This window comes from Microcoleus sp. A006_D1, assembly GCF_036702805.1.
GTDB lineage: Bacteria > Cyanobacteriota > Cyanobacteriia > Cyanobacteriales > Microcoleaceae > Microcoleus.
Genome location: NZ_JAUBVZ010000002.1, coordinates 528,688 through 544,942, shown reverse-complemented (window position 1 = coordinate 544,942; position 16,255 = coordinate 528,688). Strand labels below are relative to the sequence as shown.

General features: G+C 44.8%; 16 protein-coding genes. 9 read left to right on the top strand and 7 right to left on the bottom strand.

The window, feature by feature from the left end; genetic code table 11:
* The 3 genes from QUB68_RS05190 to QUB68_RS05180 all read left to right on the top strand — a co-directional run bounded on the left by QUB68_RS05190 (nucleotide 1) and on the right by QUB68_RS05180 (nucleotide 1,454).
* Nucleotides 1-489 carry a hypothetical protein gene (locus QUB68_RS05190; RefSeq protein ID WP_332990001.1) on the top strand — a complete coding sequence of 163 codons (489 nt, stop codon included), beginning with the start codon at nucleotides 1-3 and terminating at the stop codon, nucleotides 487-489.
* Nucleotides 449-958 (top strand): hypothetical protein, encoded by a 510-nt coding sequence (locus QUB68_RS05185; RefSeq protein WP_332989999.1) that lies wholly within the window; start codon nucleotides 449-451, stop codon nucleotides 956-958. Before QUB68_RS05190 ends, QUB68_RS05185 begins: the two co-directional genes overlap by 41 nt.
* A gap of 67 nt (nucleotides 959-1,025) precedes the next feature.
* Entirely contained in the window at nucleotides 1,026-1,454 is a 429-nt protein-coding gene (locus tag QUB68_RS05180) for a hypothetical protein (protein ID WP_332989998.1), read from the top strand.
* 223 nt (nucleotides 1,455-1,677) lie between these two features.
* Here the strand turns inward: QUB68_RS05180 and QUB68_RS05175 are convergent, their stop codons facing one another.
* The gene (locus QUB68_RS05175) at nucleotides 1,678-2,667 is read right to left on the bottom strand and encodes an SH3 domain-containing protein (protein ID WP_332989996.1); all 990 of its coding nucleotides are present in this window, start codon (nucleotides 2,665-2,667) and stop codon (nucleotides 1,678-1,680) included.
* A 564-nt stretch (nucleotides 2,668-3,231) separates the two neighbouring features.
* Here QUB68_RS05175 and QUB68_RS05170 point away from each other — a divergent pair.
* Nucleotides 3,232-3,702, top strand: coding sequence for a hypothetical protein (locus QUB68_RS05170; protein ID WP_332989994.1), 471 nt, complete (start codon nucleotides 3,232-3,234; stop codon nucleotides 3,700-3,702).
* A 295-nt stretch (nucleotides 3,703-3,997) separates the two neighbouring features.
* On the opposite strand, the gene pheS is transcribed toward QUB68_RS05170, so the two are convergent.
* A complete protein-coding gene (pheS, locus tag QUB68_RS05165; RefSeq protein WP_332989992.1) occupies nucleotides 3,998-5,002 on the bottom strand; it encodes a phenylalanine--tRNA ligase subunit alpha in 1,005 nt (334 codons plus the stop codon).
* Nucleotides 5,003-5,207: 205 nt separating this feature from the next.
* On the opposite strand from pheS, the gene surE reads away from it, so the two are divergent.
* Both surE and QUB68_RS05155 read left to right on the top strand, forming a co-directional pair.
* Nucleotides 5,208-6,014 (top strand): 5'/3'-nucleotidase SurE, encoded by an 807-nt coding sequence (surE, locus tag QUB68_RS05160; protein ID WP_332989990.1) that lies wholly within the window; start codon nucleotides 5,208-5,210, stop codon nucleotides 6,012-6,014.
* A gap of 125 nt (nucleotides 6,015-6,139) precedes the next feature.
* Complete coding sequence (locus QUB68_RS05155) at nucleotides 6,140-6,538, top strand: hypothetical protein (protein ID WP_332989988.1); 399 nt, start codon at nucleotides 6,140-6,142, stop codon at nucleotides 6,536-6,538.
* A 361-nt stretch (nucleotides 6,539-6,899) separates the two neighbouring features.
* Here QUB68_RS05155 and QUB68_RS05150 read toward each other — a convergent pair whose 3' ends face one another.
* Nucleotides 6,900-8,111: an LL-diaminopimelate aminotransferase gene (locus tag QUB68_RS05150; RefSeq protein ID WP_332989986.1), complete on the bottom strand. Its 1,212-nt coding sequence runs from the start codon at nucleotides 8,109-8,111 to the stop codon at nucleotides 6,900-6,902.
* Between the two features lie 208 nt (nucleotides 8,112-8,319).
* Entirely contained in the window at nucleotides 8,320-8,643 is a 324-nt protein-coding gene (locus QUB68_RS05145) for a thioredoxin family protein (RefSeq protein ID WP_332989984.1), read from the bottom strand.
* A gap of 144 nt (nucleotides 8,644-8,787) precedes the next feature.
* Here QUB68_RS05145 and QUB68_RS05140 point away from each other — a divergent pair, with 144 nt between their 5' ends.
* The 3 genes from QUB68_RS05140 (at nucleotide 8,788) to QUB68_RS05135 (ending at nucleotide 12,143) form a co-directional block, all read left to right on the top strand.
* Nucleotides 8,788-9,540, top strand: coding sequence for a lipoate--protein ligase family protein (locus QUB68_RS05140; RefSeq protein WP_332989982.1), 753 nt, complete (start codon nucleotides 8,788-8,790; stop codon nucleotides 9,538-9,540).
* 94 nt (nucleotides 9,541-9,634) lie between these two features.
* Entirely contained in the window at nucleotides 9,635-9,817 is a 183-nt protein-coding gene (locus tag QUB68_RS29935; protein ID WP_442923041.1) for a DUF6753 family protein, read from the top strand.
* 37 nt (nucleotides 9,818-9,854) lie between these two features.
* Nucleotides 9,855-12,143, top strand: coding sequence for a hypothetical protein (locus QUB68_RS05135; protein WP_332989979.1), 2,289 nt, complete (start codon nucleotides 9,855-9,857; stop codon nucleotides 12,141-12,143).
* Between the two features lie 268 nt (nucleotides 12,144-12,411).
* Here QUB68_RS05135 and QUB68_RS05130 read toward each other — a convergent pair whose 3' ends face one another.
* From QUB68_RS05130 to QUB68_RS05120, 3 genes are all read right to left on the bottom strand, one after another.
* Complete coding sequence (locus QUB68_RS05130; RefSeq protein ID WP_332989977.1) at nucleotides 12,412-12,630, bottom strand: DUF2283 domain-containing protein; 219 nt, start codon at nucleotides 12,628-12,630, stop codon at nucleotides 12,412-12,414.
* Between the two features lie 74 nt (nucleotides 12,631-12,704).
* On the bottom strand, nucleotides 12,705-15,410 hold the full coding sequence (locus QUB68_RS05125) for a CHAT domain-containing protein (RefSeq protein ID WP_332989975.1): 2,706 nt from the start codon (nucleotides 15,408-15,410) through the stop codon (nucleotides 12,705-12,707).
* Between the two features lie 11 nt (nucleotides 15,411-15,421).
* Nucleotides 15,422-16,222: a DUF928 domain-containing protein gene (locus QUB68_RS05120; RefSeq protein WP_332989973.1), complete on the bottom strand. Its 801-nt coding sequence runs from the start codon at nucleotides 16,220-16,222 to the stop codon at nucleotides 15,422-15,424.
* Nucleotides 16,223-16,255 lie beyond the last annotated feature (33 nt).

Here is a 16,255-nt window from a genome sequence, read left to right as displayed (position 1 = left end):
ATGTCAGCCACCATCACAATTAGCTCCAGCGAAATTCGGCAGATATTTCAGCCACGCACATCCAGCGCTTCACGGTTTTGGGAACTGGCTCAAAAAGCAAACAATTTAGCTGTAATAATTGATGCTCGTTGGGATCATATTCTTCCTGAGACGCGAGAATTACTCAAAATTTTTGCCTATGCCGTAATTGAACCGCCTCAAGGCATTAAGGAAATTTTTGTTGACTTTTTAGGGCGTTTTTATTTGGCTTTTACTTTATTTTTAATTGTACTAAAAGGTGAGAAAGACAGTTTGTTCGTTTACATGGAAGCGTTTCAACGTCTTCTAAATGCAATTTTGAGAGGGATTGAACGGGAAGATATTGCTTATGAAAAAGCACTATCCGAAGCTTTGGAGGAAACTTTTGCAGGGTTGGAAACTAGCGAAACCATGACGGCGGAGGAGGCGTGTGAAAGGATCAGAGCAATTTCATATAAAGCTATCGAATAAATTTGAGAGATCCCAGGAAGAACTTAGCCGGGTTCGATATCGTAAAAATCCGGCTGGATTAGTAAAATTTCTAGAATTAATCCAAAAATTAATCAGAATTTTGAGCGTTGCCCCCCGCCCCCGTCCACCATTGGGGCATTTTGAACAATGGCCTAAAGGCAGTAGTCGTGAGGGGTGGGAATTGTGGAAGTTAGAATTTAAAATGCCTCAACTTCAGGGCGCTTCTGGACAGGGGCGACTGATATATTTGTTAGATATTACAAAACAAGAAGTTGTTTTGGTGTGGATTTATACGCACGCAGAATTTGAAAAACGCCCACCGGATTCTAGTCTCAAGCGTTTATTGCGTAAAATTATAGAGGATGATGAAGTTTTAGAGGAAAGTAACTATTTAGCTGACAATGGAGACGGTGAAACAGCAGAGAACAAAGTTGGAGAAAATAAATCTAGTGACAGTCAAGGTACATAATTAAAATGTGGCTCCTATTGCTGGCATGGGAGGCGAGGAATTTGATTACTAATAGTGCTGAAGTCTAATGAATAAATCTACTCTGGCTCGATCGCTCTTTTTTCTAGCTGTGTTCGCCAGCATCCAAATTCCGATTGTAGCACTTGCCCAGCCTGCAAGTCGATCGGGCTATGAAACAATTAACCCCAAGCAGTTCGTTGCCGATCGCAAAATTACCGTTTCCAACCCTAAAGATATCGCAGCCAAACTTTTTAGCCGCGACACAGAATCTGAAGGCAGAAAAAGCGACCAAATTTCGGTGGAATATCTCACGCGAGACACCGCCGTAATTGTCCAAACCGTCATTGGTTTAGCTGACGATTCTGTTGCGGGAATGCGACACCGCATCGAACTCAGGCTCAGGCAAAATAAATGGGAAATTGTCTGGATTGGCCGACAATCTAAGTGTCAACCAAATCGCGGACACCAAAATTGGTCAAGCGGGCGCTGTCTGTAAAAAGGTCGATCGGCTTTTTACTTATTAACCATCAGCGCCGAGAAACCCGCACCACAAAAGTTTGATGGTTTCTGAATAATCGCGATCGCCTGCACGATATCACATGGGATGAATTGCCGATAATAAATTGGTTTGTAGTAAGGACTTTAGTCCTTGTTGACTAAAAGTAAAAGCCGATTGAGAAAACTGAAGTCCTCACTACAAACCTATATAACTCAGAAATTTACTTGCACATGATCAAGTTTCCTGCGGAGATGAATCCGGGAACAGGGGCTGAAATCTCAACCCAATTGCGGTCTTCTCCATTCTTATCTTTGACTAACTGGAAATTAGGCACAAGCGTCACTTGACCGTTAGCCGCTACGCCGCCTTTAACTGCGGCAGTCTTTGAAGGCTCTGCACGAATAGCAAGACCCTTCGGCGCTACGCGAGGTTCTACTTGGCGGCACAGACTGACGGGGCCCGTTGCAGGTGCAGGTGCAGGCGCAGGTGCGGGTGCAGGTGCAGGCGCAGGTGCGGGTGCAGGTGCGGGTGCCGGTGCGGGTGTCGGTGCAGGCGTCGGTGCAGGTGTCGGTGTCGGTGCAGGTGCAGGTGCCGGTGCTGGTGCTGGTGCCGGTGCTGGTGCTGGTGCGGGTGTCGCAGCAGGACTTGGACGTGGCGTCGGGGCTGGTGCTGGTGCGGGTGTCGCAGCAGGACTTGGACGTGGCGTCGGTGCGGGTGCTGGTGCTGGTGCCGGTGCTGGTGCTGGTGCCGGTGCTGGTGCTGGTGCGGGTGCCGGACTTGGGGAAGGAGCTTGACTAATTGTGCACGAACCTAAATTACTTTCGTCGTTGGGATATCCACTCGCCACATACCCTTTTACGGGAGCGGTAATTTGAATCCAGAGGCGGCCGTCGGAGGCTTTAACAGAAGTAGCGCCTTGGGACAGCGTTACCTGAGCATTCATTGCTACACCGCCAACTCTAGGCGATTTCGGGTCTGGGTTCTGGCGAACGGTCAAACCTTCTTTGGGAGTGACTTTGCGACAAGCGTTGTCACCTTGGGCTATTTGAAAGGTAGCGCTGTCTTCAAAGGAAATTTTTTCAGCATCCTGACTGGTAGTGGATGTTGGTAGGGTGGTAACACCGATCGCCTGAGCCTGCAAACTTCCGGCTGCGATCGCGATCGCGCCCAGCAATGCAGCGGGTTTGTTCCAGCAATTCAAATTTTTCATCCGTTCAACTCCTCACTTAACCACAATCATTATCTTAATTGCAGGCCAATATAGCAAAAAATAGATTTCTATTCCAGACCAACGTTCCCATAACATTTTTATGGGCATAAGTCAATTTTGATTTATATAGCTTAATGTTTGGTGAGTTAAGCAAGGACAAATTAAGCTGCTACGCCGATCGATGGCTCGTTATGGCAGGGCAGGGGAGAATGAGAGTGGGGGAGAGTGGGAAAGTCAACAGTTTAAATGCGTCACAGTCGATCGCACCTTACTTAAAATTACCGCGAAAAATAGACAGTGGCAGCAAGTGGAAGAACGCCCGGATTCATCTGTGGAGTCAATTCTTCCATCTAAATTATCAAAATCTACTGACCTTAGTTTATCCTTCCAGAGAGCGGCTTTGGAGTCAATTTTTCGATCTAAAATCTCAAGTCTAAAATCTCAAATTGACTCAGTTTTTTTGCTTCAATCTATCAAAAGACTGATTTTTTATAAAAAGTTGCCGCTGGATAACCTCTATCTAGAGAATGGTTTAGCCGATCGCCCAAATCGAGTAAAAATAGAATGTCATATCTCATTTTGTATTCTATGAAACTGAATTATTTTACCAAACGGCTTTCGACTGTCGGGCGCTATCTGGCTGCAACTATGCTTTGCGTGTCAGCGATGGCATTTGTGTGGCAGGGTGCATTTTTCTCTAAAACCGCAGCAATGGCCTCTCCTGCTGTAAACTCGATCGCAGCAGCAGATTTGGGCGATAAGGTTCAAGACAAAGCCAGCACAGATGCTGGAAGAGCCAAGAACTTCATCCGAGATACAGAAAAGAAGGTTAAGGAAACAGCCAAGACAAATGCTGCTAAAGTCGATCGAGCATCAGAAGATGGTAGTGTAGTCGAGCGCAAAGCCAAGAAAGATGCAGCTACGATTGAGAAAAGAGCAGAGGAAGATTCAGCTCGCACTCAAAAAGCAGTAGATAACACCAAGAATGCTGTCGAGCGCACTGTTGACAACATCAAAGGTGCTTTTAGCAAGTAGACAGTCAATCAGCAGACAGGCATCAGTTGATGCGGCGGGGCGGGTTTTGACATGAAAAAATGTCTGAAAGCAAGGGTTACTTGCGATCGCCCGCCCTACAATAGACTTATTTGATGAATCTGCGATCGGTCAACCGCAGATGCAAGGCTGATTAACGCAGTAGCCGCAGGGTGCGCCGCCATTAAAAATCCCTGGCCTAAAATCGACAACCTCATAGCGACGCACCTGACAAAACTGTTAAGTAAACAAACCCAAGAATTATGTTGTAACAAGACTTGAGAGAAATGGTAATAACTTAAAACTGCCGCAAGAATCGTAAATCGCTAGCATAAACCCGGCGAATATCGTCAATTTCATAAAGTACCATTGCGAACCGCTCGACACCAAAACCTGCCGCAAACCCAGTATACTTTTCTGGATCTAAACCGACTCCTTTAAGAACGTTCGGATCGACGGCGCCGCAGCCCAAAACTTCCAGCCATTTCCCGTTCCACTGCAAATCAACTTCCGCAGAAGGTTCTGTAAACGGAAAGTAGCTCGTGCGGAAACGAATCGGCAAATCTTGCCCGAACATTTGCCGTAAAAACTCTTTAATAGTGCCTTTCAAGTCAGTAAAGGTCAGATTTTCACCTATTGCTAAAAGTTCAATTTGGTGGAATACTGCCGCGTGAGTAGCATCGACAGTATCGCGGCGGTAAACGCGGCCGGGTGAGACAATCCGAATCGGCGGTTTGTGCTGTTCCATGTACCGAATTTGCACCGATGATGTCTGAGTCCGCAGCAAGTCGCCACCGGGCAGGTAAAATGTATCTTGCATATCCCGCGCCGGGTGGTCGGGCGGAGTGTTGAGCGCCTCGAAGTTGTAATAATCTGTTTCCATTTCCGGGCCGTTGGCGACGGTGTAGCCCAGACCGACAAATATATCGAGAGCGCGGTCTATGACGGCGTTTAAGGGGTGGACGTGACCTTGGGGACTGAAAATCCCCGGCATGGTGACATCGATGGTTTCTGAGGCTAATTTGGCTTGGATTTGGGCGGTTTGGAGGGCGGCGCGTTTGTCTTCTAAGTCGGCTTGGAGGGCTTCTTTTACAGTATTGGCGATCGCACCTACTTTGGGCCGCTGATCTGACGACAGTTTGCCCATCATGCCTAAAATTTGAGAGAGTTGCCCTTTTTTGCCGAGGTAGCCGACGCGCAACTGTTCGAGTTGTTCGAGGGTATTCGCAGTTGCGATCGCACTTTTGGACTCTTGGCCCAGGGTTTCTAGTTGAGTTTCAATGTCGCTGAGCTGGACAGTCATTTTGATTTTAGATTTTAGATTAAAGAATTTCAGGCTGTTTTGAGCCAAGCTGAGTTTAGCGCAATTTTGGTACGACTGACTTGTAGATTTTAGATTTTAGATTGATGGCTGCTTAATAGGTAATAGGTAATAGGTAATTGCAGGTAAAACCGATCGCCCTACAGTAATCTAGTTTAAGATTGTTCTGTGGCATACAAAAATTTCAATGAAACTTTTAATTAGCAACGACGACGGCATCTTTGCCCAAGGCATCCGCAGCCTCGCCAACGCTCTCGCCGCCGCAGGCCACTCTGTGAGTGTAGTTTGTCCCGACAGAGAGCGCTCCGCTACCGGGCACGGCCTGACATTGCACCAACCCATCCGCGCCGAAATTGTCGAATCGATGTTTGATCCCGCCGTCACAGCTTGGGCTTGCTCGGGTACTCCCGCCGACTGCGTGAAACTAGCTTTGTGGGCTTTAGTTGACAAACCGCCGGATTTTGTACTTGCTGGCGTCAACCACGGGCCGAATTTGGGCACGGACATCATCTGTTCGGGCACGGTTTCGGCAGCCATGGAAGGAATTATGGAAGGCATTCCCAGCATTGCTTTCAGCTTAGCCAGCTATACTTCGCAGGAATTTGGGCCGGCGGTGGATTTCGCTGTCAGCTTGCTGTCACAGTTGGAAAAACAGCCAATGCCGAAGCCGGTGCTGTTGAATGTCAACATACCAGCAGTCTCACAAGCAGAAATTACCGGAGTGGCGATCGCCCGTCAAGGCATTCGCCGCTATTTCGACATATTTCAAAAACGCACCGATCCGCGCGGCAAAACTTATTATTGGCTAGCTGGGGAATTGTTAGAAGATGTAGAAGAAACCCCCGATCCGGCCGTGCCGCATGATATTCCTACAGACGTACAGGCTATTCGCGATCACAAAATAACCGTTACTCCGCTGCAATACAATCTCACCTGTGCTCCTGACTTGCACTCGTTGCGGGATTGGCAATTTGAAGGTTTTCCCAAGCAGTGATCTCCGATCGACCCGATTCGAGCGGTAAACTAGGAATTAAGGATAAAGTGCCTCTAAATGTCTATGCCCTAGGCGTTAACGCAGACTCTCAACTGGTTGTTGGTTTTTAGTAAAGAAAAACAGTTATGAACGCTCCCACCTATAACACTCATTCTGTCACTTGCCCGATCTGCCACCGTTCCAGCGTCGTGGGCCCAGTCGGAATGGTCAGCGGACTATTCACCTGTCCCCACTGCCATTCCCACATGGTAATTAGCTGGAGCGGTCATTTTGTCCGCGATCCTTTTAGTCTCAAACAACTGACGGTGGGAAAGATGCTCAGGCGCGAGAGCAGGCCGCTAGCTCGCCTTCAGCGCGACTTTGGGCTGGGTAAGTATTTCCCGCTGCTGGCAATTTTGGGAAGCGTGGTATTTTTGGGATGCGCGATCGCCGCTACGGAACAATCGCTGCCCCGACAGAATTCATTTCAAGGATTTTTAGAGTGGGTGAACGGAACTGGCAATTCCCAAGATGTCTCCCGTTAACATTTCTCAACACAAATTGTGACAGATACTCCGTGCAAATATCTATTCCTTTAGGTATAAATAACGATACCACAGTTACGCACTTCGACTCCTCGAAACCGGGTTTTTACCGTTTTGGCGGGCTTTAACGAATTATTTTCGTTAAAAACCCGGTTTCTGATCCCCGTGCGTAAGTGCTAGTAGTTTGAACTTATACCAATTTTCAAAAGTATGGCTGCTCTTAAGAATTGGTAATTTTTCGTTAGTTTAATTCACTTATTGCATAAATCTTGGATTGATAAATCAACCGCAGATATAGGCGGATAAACGCAGATAAACGCAGATAATTTGAAAATGGGAGAGTGATTGAAAGCAATCTTGTCTAATTGAGAAATTCCGCAATTTTTATAACTGCTGCTGCCAAAATTTCTGGCGACTCAACTAAGGCAAATCGCACGTAGCCTTCTCCTGATTTCCCGAAACCGGCGCCGGGGGAAGCTGCGACTCCTGTACTCTGTACTAGCTGAGTGCAAAATTTCACGGAATCAGAGGCCCAAGGTGCTGGTAGTTTCGCCCAGACGTACATGGTGGCAGGGGGGACGGGTACTTCCCAGCCGATCGCGCTAAGCGCATTTACAAAGGCATCCCGCCGCTTTCTGAAGGTTTCGACGCTGGTGGTGACGGTATCTTGGGGGCCTGTTAATGCTGCGATCGCTCCGTTCAAAATCCCTAGATATTGGTTGAAGTCTACTGCTGCTTTTACTTGTCGCAGGGCTGCAATTAGTTCGGGATTGCCGATCGCGTATCCGACTCGAAAGCCTCCCATGCTGTAAGATTTAGATAGTGTGAAAAACTCGATCGCCACGCTCTTATCGCGATCGGCCTGAAAAATCGACGGCGCCATCAATTTGCGATTTTCCTCGCTCCCAGCGGCCTCAAGTTGAGAATTGCGATCGTCAAACACCAAATCCACATAAGGGAAATCGTGCACTAAAACCAGCTCGTATTGCCGACAAAAAGTCACAGCTTTCTCAAAAAATGCTAGCGGGGCGATCGCAGTTGTAGGATTGTGAGGATAGCTCAACACCATCATCTTCGATTGAGCCAGCACAGGCATCGGAATATCTTCAAATACTGGCAAAAACTGATTTTCTGCTAATAGCGGCATCGGATAAATTTGGCCGCCCGCCAAATAGACGCCGCCCGCGTGAGAGGGATAACCCGGATCGAGCAACAAAGCAAAATCTCCGGGATTCAGTACAGCCAAAGGCAAATGCGCCGTACCTTCTTGGGAACCAATTAAAGGCAGCACTTCTGTTTCTGGATTGACGGAAATCCCGAATTTCTGTTCATACCAGCAAGCTACCGCTTCCCGGAAATCTCGGGTTCCGTTAAACAGCAAATAGCCGTGGGTGCTGGAGTCAGACAGAGAATGTGCGATCGCATCTGTAATGTGAGCAGCAGCGGGCAAATCTGAAGAACCCAGAGACAAGTCAATCACATTCTGTCCGGCGGCTCTCGCTAGAGCTTTCGCCCGATCCATATCGGCAAACACATTAAATTGCAGGGGTTCTAAACGTTTGGCAAATTGCATATTATTTGTAATTTTTTGAGATGTTTCTCTATCAGTTTAAGTTGCTAATAAAAACTATTATTTTGGATGTGTTTCTCATAGATTTTTTTATTTAAGCACAGAGAGCGCAGAAAGGAAGATTTAGGAGAAAACTAGAAATATTTACATTCTTTGGGATCGATATAGTTGTGACTTGGGAGTTTTCAAACTCCCGAATCAATTGCAAACTTTATAAGTGACCGTCGAGCAAACCGATTAAAGTTTGTTTAGTAATCGCTCCCTCGTGGGAAAGCACTACTTCGGCATTTTTAAACAGTCTGAGTGCTGGGACTCCTTCTACTTTATACTGCTTGACAGTATGAGGATTGGGGTCAATTTCCATCTTAACCACTTTCAGGTCGCTGTAGTTGGCCGCCACCCAGTCTATCGAAGGCGCGATCAGTTTGCAAGGCCCGCACCAAGTCGCCCAAAAATAGGCAAGCACTGGTTGCTCTGCTTTCAGCACTTCTGTTTCAAATTTTTCGTCGTTGATGACAATTACACTGTTGCTCATGATTTTACGATGATTTTTCCTGATTATTTATAAAGCACGGGCGGGCGCGCAACTTGCACTAACTTAGAAGACAGGCACAAAAAACTGTTACTAATTTTAAAACATTCTGCCAATTATTGACGATAAACTGAGGACTCGGCACTGATGGCTAATTCTGTTTGGCGTTTAATTCCGCTGCTGCAAGCGTCTGGTAGGGTGCAGATGGCGATCGACCAATGGCTGCTGCAACAGCATCTAGCGGGGAAACATCCGCCAACTCTACGATTTTACACTTGGCAACCGGCGGCGATTTCCTTGGGCTACCACCAGCGCCGTTGGCCGGAGTTTTGGCAGCAGTTGTCTTGGGATGGACAGCCTGTGGAGTTGGTACGCAGGCCAAGCGGTGGGCGGGCTGTGCTGCACCAAGGGGATTTAACTTATGCAGTTGTCGCATCGGGATTTGACAGCAGTCGCCTGAAAGCTTATCACACTATTTGCGAGTTTTTGATTGAGGGTTGGCGGGAAATGGGTTTGGATTTGCACTACGGGGAAGCTAAACGCAGTTACATTCACAATCCAAATTGTTTTGGTACTGCGACGGGTGCGGATTTGGTGACGGCTGATGGCTGCAAGTTAATTGGTAGCGCACAATTACGTCGGGGTGATGCTATTTTGCAGCATGGTTCGATGCGTTTGCAGCCGGATATTAGTTTGTTTTCTCAAGTTTTTGGGGAGGAATTAATTCCTGTGCAATTACCTCTATCTGAAGGTGGAGATGATTTGATTGCAACTGTAATTGATGCTTTGAGTGCGGCGGCTTGTCGCTGTTTTGCGATCGATTTGGAGGTGCGGCAGCTTTCGGATGAGGAATGGGAGGAAATTTGGGAGTTGACTGGAAAAACCTCTATTTGTCGGTAGGTACTGCTAAGTAGATGCAGGTAGTGCGATCGATGCTGTAGTTGAGGCGGGTATCCTATTGACAACGTTGGGCATCGGTGATTTGATGAGATGAATGGGTTTGCTTTGGTCGCAAGGAGGGTGTGCGCCTCTTGAAGCGGTTCATTTGACTCAGGAGCAGGCGGAGGCTTTGCGGTGGGCCGCTAGCACTGAGGGGAAGTGCGATCGAAATTTGATGAAGTGGAATTCGGATAGTCTTACTGATCTAGAATGTAATCGGATAGTCTTACTGATCTAGAATGTAAAAAAGATGTCAAACGTTTGGGGGTGACAGAATGTCGAAAAAAAAACACAGCAAACGTAATAATAAAAAACCCATAAGATCTAGCAAGGATTCAGAAGCCTTAGTATTCACACAACTCAACAATCCTTTTTCGGGTCTCTCTCAAGAAGCTATAGATGAGATGCTAATTGAAGCTGGGCGATCGCATGAAAGAGAGTTCAAGGAATCTTTAGAAAAGCTAGTAGAAAAAATTAATTCTGTTGATGTCTTACATCTACTCTCTCTTCTTGCGGTTTATGGTCTCACTGTTGGCATGACCGAAAGAGGTAAAACCTCTAAAAATAAAAATCCTACAATTCACCAGGCTCATGTAGAGCTTGTTCAAGCAATAGCTTTACGTTCATCTACTTCAGAGCAATCTTCTGAGCCAATACAACCTCATCAATTTCAGGAAATGTGGGATTTACTAATATCATTTGAGGCGGCCTTTAATTTTAAGCGACTTGTACAAATTAAAAATGCAAATACAGACCAAAAAAGGGAAATCTTACAAATACAAGAATGGCTACGACTACACACGACAATTGTTCGTAATTGGGGATATTTTAAGCGTGTTATTTCTATCACAAAAAGGTTGTACTCAGGGCTTAATCCCTTATTTGAAACATCAGTTGGATTGGAAGCAACATCAATCATTGATCTCTTTGAAAATCGGGTTCGTTATGTTGAAGAAGTAAATACTGAACGGTTTCGGCAGATAAGAACTGTATTCAAGACACGAACTATAGAAGAGGCAATAAAAACGTACCATGAAATATACCAGTTGCCAGGGTCAGTAGAGGAAGCAACTGCTTTTATGAGAGAGCGTGGCGCAACACTTAAAGAGGTTCACTTTCTGATTTTAAGCCATTCGGATTTGTTTATTGCTGAGAAATTTTCATTCACGCTTGAAGCAATAGCAAGTTCAATGAATATTGAACCTGTAGCTCTTGAGTGTGCTTTATCTAAACTAAGTTATCAGTTCGGCGATCTAAAAGATTCTAATCCAGAACACTTTTTTCTGGGAAATCCAGTCTGGACAAAACCTTTGATTAAATTGCCGACAGGTAAATATTTCTGTGTAATACCACAAGTTTTTTTTAGCTTTATTTTTCAAGCACTTGATAGTCTCTTATCTGCTGAAGAACTTAAACGTGAAGTGCAAGATAAGCGTCGTCCAAAGTTTCTTGAGGATGAGATAAAGCAGTTATTTACACAAGCATTTCCGCAAGCTGTTTTTAAACAAAATTTCAAGTGGAAAGACTTAAATGTGGAATATGAATCAGATTTCCTTATGCAAATTGATTCTTATCTCTTAATTGTTGAGGCTAAATCCGGTGCTGTTTCTAGATCTGCATTACGTGGAGCCCCTGGTTCAGCTAAAGATGATATTCAGGAATTGCTTGTAAGTCCTGCTATTCAATCAAAACGTTTTGCAAACAAAATAATGGAATTAAAAGCTAAGCAGGTTTTCCCCGAAACTTTTCAGGCTCTAAATTTTGATCTAAATGCTATTCAAACAATTATTCGATTATCAGTAACACTTGAGGATTTTGCAACCATTCAGTCACAAGTATCACGCCTGAAAGATACGGGTTGGATAGATAAAGATTTTTCTGCTACACCAACGATAACACTTGCTGATTTGGAAGTTGTCTTTGATATTTTGACTTCGGTTCCACAGAAAATTCACTATTTGGTACGCCGTGCTGAATTGGAAGAGCATATCATGCAATATCGAGGTCACGAGTTAGATTTACTTGGTTTATATCTTAAAACGGGCTTCAATCTTGGCAAAGAAGAATTTGAACCAAAAGAATTGATCATTTCAGGAATGTCTGAAAAAGTTGATGAATACTATGTAGCCCTAGACGAAGATATTATCCGAAAAAAACCAAGTTTAGAATTAATAAAATGGTGGAAAGATATACAGCTTCGTATTGAGGAACGATGTCCTTATCGTTGGTCAGAGGTTGCGGTTATGTTGCTAAATGTTTCCCTTGACGAGCAACGCAAAGCTGAAAGAGAATTTAAAATACTTACAAGGAATGTCAAGAAAAATTGGCGACAATCAGAGCATATTGATGACTCAATTATTATGCATCTTCCACAGCGACGTGAAGCTGTGGGACTACTAGCATTTCGAGAATCAGAACAAGACCAACGCCGTCAATTCATGCAAACTCTTGCAGGTCTGTCATTTTCAGAAACTAATGCAGAGCGATGCTTGGTGATTGGCGTTAATATTGACGATCAAAACTGGTATCCATATAGTCTTTTAGATGTATTTCAACGTAATTAGGGAAATATTTAAGGAGAACTAAAACCGCAATCTAACAAGTCGCTGCACCGGAACGTATTAATATGGTAGGTTGAGTTGCAAAGGGTATCTGCGTCGGCAGATATTGGTCGTTAGACTACGAAGTTAGTCGGTAAACAATTCGGGTAAAACCTCAATAACCTTCTCTCCTAAAGCATTACCCAATTATCTAGTCTCCAGCTTATGCAATCCGCCCCCATACACGCGCCGCTCACCCATCAGCGTCTCATCAGAAATGCGATCGCCCTATTTAAGCTACGCTAAAAGATATATTTTCTAGCACTACATTAGGGATATTTCCTCCACCTAAAACCTGTGTAGCATCTAAAACTTCTATTCCTACCAATAACTCATTTTCACCAATATTTAAAGCAATTTCATCGGTCAACTGTAAAGTGCGGCACTGATGCTTACCTTCTACAAGCCTAATGTAGAGAGCATCAATTTCTGAATCATAGCTAATCTTCATAAACTTTTACCTCAAAAATAAAAAGTATAGACCGTGATAATAACTAACAAAGTTAAATCTAGATGCAATAGAGCTTAATTGGCTTCCCCGATCAAAGTAAATGCTGCCCAGTTTTTGGGTTCGGGATATTGTTTCATGGTAGCCAGCATGGCTTGACGCAGCGCCTGAGCCTTGTCGGGGTTCTTTTGAAGATTTTGATAAAATTCGCTCATCAAAGATGCTGTAGGCGCATCTGGTACTGGCCAGAGGGACACAATTACGCTGGATACACCCGCCGTAATGAGCGATCGCGATAACCCAATCACTCCATCGCCTGTAATAGTCCCCCTACCTGTATCGCAAGCACTCAAAACCACTAATTCTGCATTCAGTTTTAAGTCTAAGATTTCATCGGCAGTTAGCAAACCGTTAATCCTTGACTGTTGCTCTTTGCTAAAGGAAGATGGGGAATCTGGAGCAAGTGCGATCGCCCCCGGTACTCCCGATCCTTTAAAATCATTGAGTAACCCATGCGTCGCCAGATGAATTATCCTGGATTTTAGCATTTGTTGGACGATCGCCCCTTTCGTAGCTTCCTTACCGGTGATTGCTGTAGTTTTCATCAGTTTCGCAATAGCTAAAGCTTCTTTTTCCGCACCGGGAAGCGCTTCTAACTGCTGAGGTTTTTCGCCAATCTCAACAGCAATGCTCGGCATAGTGGGATTTCCTACTACTAAAACCTTGTCTCCTAAAACTTGTTTTCGTTGTAGATTGGTGAGTTGTAGTACCTGAATAGCCGGTGCTGTTAAAACCGTGTGTTTTTCAATTAAGTATTTACCAGCAGCGTCCATCAGTGCTGGAAAAGGAACTACAAACAGAGATTTTTGAGGAATGAAAATCACCCGCTCCTTGGGGTCATTTGGCAGCAAATCAGCAATTGGTTGAATCAGGATTTGATAGAGTTGTTTTAATCTTTTGGTTTCGATAGTTTCATCGCTGCGCCCTACTTCCGTACTGCCGCCACCTCTCGCACCGAGATATGCGCGGGTAGTGGTAATATAGGATGCTAAAGAAATCTGCTTTTCTTGCCAGATAGATTTCAGGTTAATTAATCGAAACGTGACTTTACCATTAGGCTCGATCGCCCAAATATACAGCTCGGATTCCTGACTTTTTTCTCTACCTTCTACTTGAAAATCGTTGTAAATAATCGAATATTGAACGAGAGTAGCATTTTGAGTTTTAGCAATTTGTTTAATTTGCTCAATATTCGGTGCAGTAATGGTAGTAACTGGTGTTTGCTTGAGGGATAGCCGCTTCTCTAGTAACTCCACAAATGCTCTACCTCTCCCTCTTTCGGAAATTTCCAGTGCCGCATCATGTTTGTTGGCAGCAATCAGGACTTTTTGCAAGTTGATATAAGGAAAAGTCTGAGTTTCAAAAATTGAAATTTTATAGGCATCATTACTGCCTAATCTTCCCCTGAGATCTTCTAAAATCTGGATACCTTTTAATAAATTTTCCGTGGCTCCCGGTAAATTGCCAGTGTTGATTTGCACCACTGCCATATTGTTCCTAACGATGGCTTGCTCTCGGTGGTTTTTGCCAGAAGACGTGCTGGTCAAGAACTGATTGTATAACTCAATTGATTTTTGATAGTTCTTCATCTGAAAATATACAAGTCCCAGATTTGCTCGCACCTTGTTGGCTATTTGAGACTCGCGAATTTTCCAAGCAATCACTAAACTTTTTTCGTATAACTCAATGGCTTTGGTGTAATCGCCCAAGAAATAGTAAGCACCTCCCAAATTTGCTAACGCTTGTTCTTCCCACAGTGGGTTTTTAATTGCTTGGGATAGCGCTAAATATTGTTGTTGGTATTCAATGGCTTTAGTATAGTTTCCTTGGGTATGGTAAACGATGCCCAGATTTGAAATTGCTTGCCCCTCTCCCAAGCTATCTTTGATTTCCTGCGCCAGAGCTAAACGTTTTTGCTGATATTCAATGGCTTTGTTGTATTCGCCTAATGAATGATAAACAATGCCTAAATCTCCTAGTGCTTTACCTTCGCCTCGACGGTCTTTTATTTCTAGGGAGAGCGCTAAACGTTTCTGATGATATTCAATTGCTTTGGCGTACAAATCTGCACTATAATAAGCATTGCCGAGATTCCCCATTGCTACTCCTCCCCAGCGCCGAGATCCTCCGTTGTAGTAGTAGGCTTTGTGCCAAGTCATTCCGAGATATTGCTCTAAATATTCAAAGGGTTCGCTGTATGCAAAGCCATTTTGCAGATAGGCAATTCCTATATTGCCTAGCAGGATTACTTCAAGATTGCCGTCTCTAATTTCCTTGGCAATTACTAAACTTTGTTTGTAGTAGTCAATCGCTTTGTCCAAGAAACCGCCGATCGCATGATTGGCTAAACCCAACTTGAAAAGTGCATGGGCTTCTTTTTGCCGATCGCCATTTCTCCTGGCAAATTCCACCTCGCCATCATGGTTTGACACCGCATCGGGTGATACTCCGTCGATCGCAAAATAAGCGATGCCTTGGGGACTGACAAACATTCCCTCCCATTCAATGTTCTGGATGGGCTGATAAATGGTTAGTGCTTGCTGTTGACTGGAAGTTTGAGCTAATAGCTGTGCTCCTGAATCTGAGGTGGGAAATAAGTTGGAAAAATGAGTTTGGGCGAAAATACGGGTATCTCGATCGCCTGAAGCGATCGCCTCCAACTGGCCCAAACTCAAAGTTGCGAGAGTAGAACCAAAGAATTGCAAGAAATGACTGCGTTTCATCTTAAACTCTTCTATGGTTGCGGCTGATTTTGGACTTGGACGATCGGCTCTTTGGCAATTTTGCCCAATTTTACTGACTCCAGCAAACTTTCCCAATCAGCCTTAATCACTGCATCATCAGGCTGAGCGCGGCGAGCAGCAGCTAGATTGCTGAGGGCATCTTGCCAAATCCCATTTTCAGCATAAATAAAGGTTTTCTGGCGCGGATCAGCCTTTTCTAATTCACTGCGGATATCTGCACTGAGTTCAACTCGCCGTACAGTACCAATTTCGAGCCGATCGGCAGATCTGTCTTGAGAGTCGCAAATAACTGTAAAATTCCAACGGTAATTTTTGCCCACTTCCAAGGGCGGTACACTTTGGTTAGGGGGGATACTAACGCCGATTACCCCTGATAAATTGCTAATGGTGAGAGTCTGTTTATAAATTTCCTTGCCGCTTGGATCTAGTAGGGTAAATTCGGCTAATTGCGCGTCTGTTTTAGGCAAGTAGAAAAACAATGTTGGATAGTCCGAAACAGTCCGTCCGATTTTATTTTCAGGGACTAAGGCTGTTAGATTTAGCTGACCGTTGCTCCCGCAGCTACCGCGCACACCTTCTGGCGATCGAGTGGGCTGTGAAGGGGGCGATGATCGATCGATATCTTCACGGGGCTGAGCGAAGCGCGGCCCTCCCGACTCAGTGCCCGGCTTGCCTCTGCCCCCCAACCCACTTGGCAGATCCTGTCCCATACCTGCAAATTGGCAAGCGTTAAATGCTCCTATTAACAATATGGAACAAAAGGCGATCGCTTTTAGCCGATAATTAGTCATTTTTCCCTCTAAGTTACTTAAATTTTTAAAGTT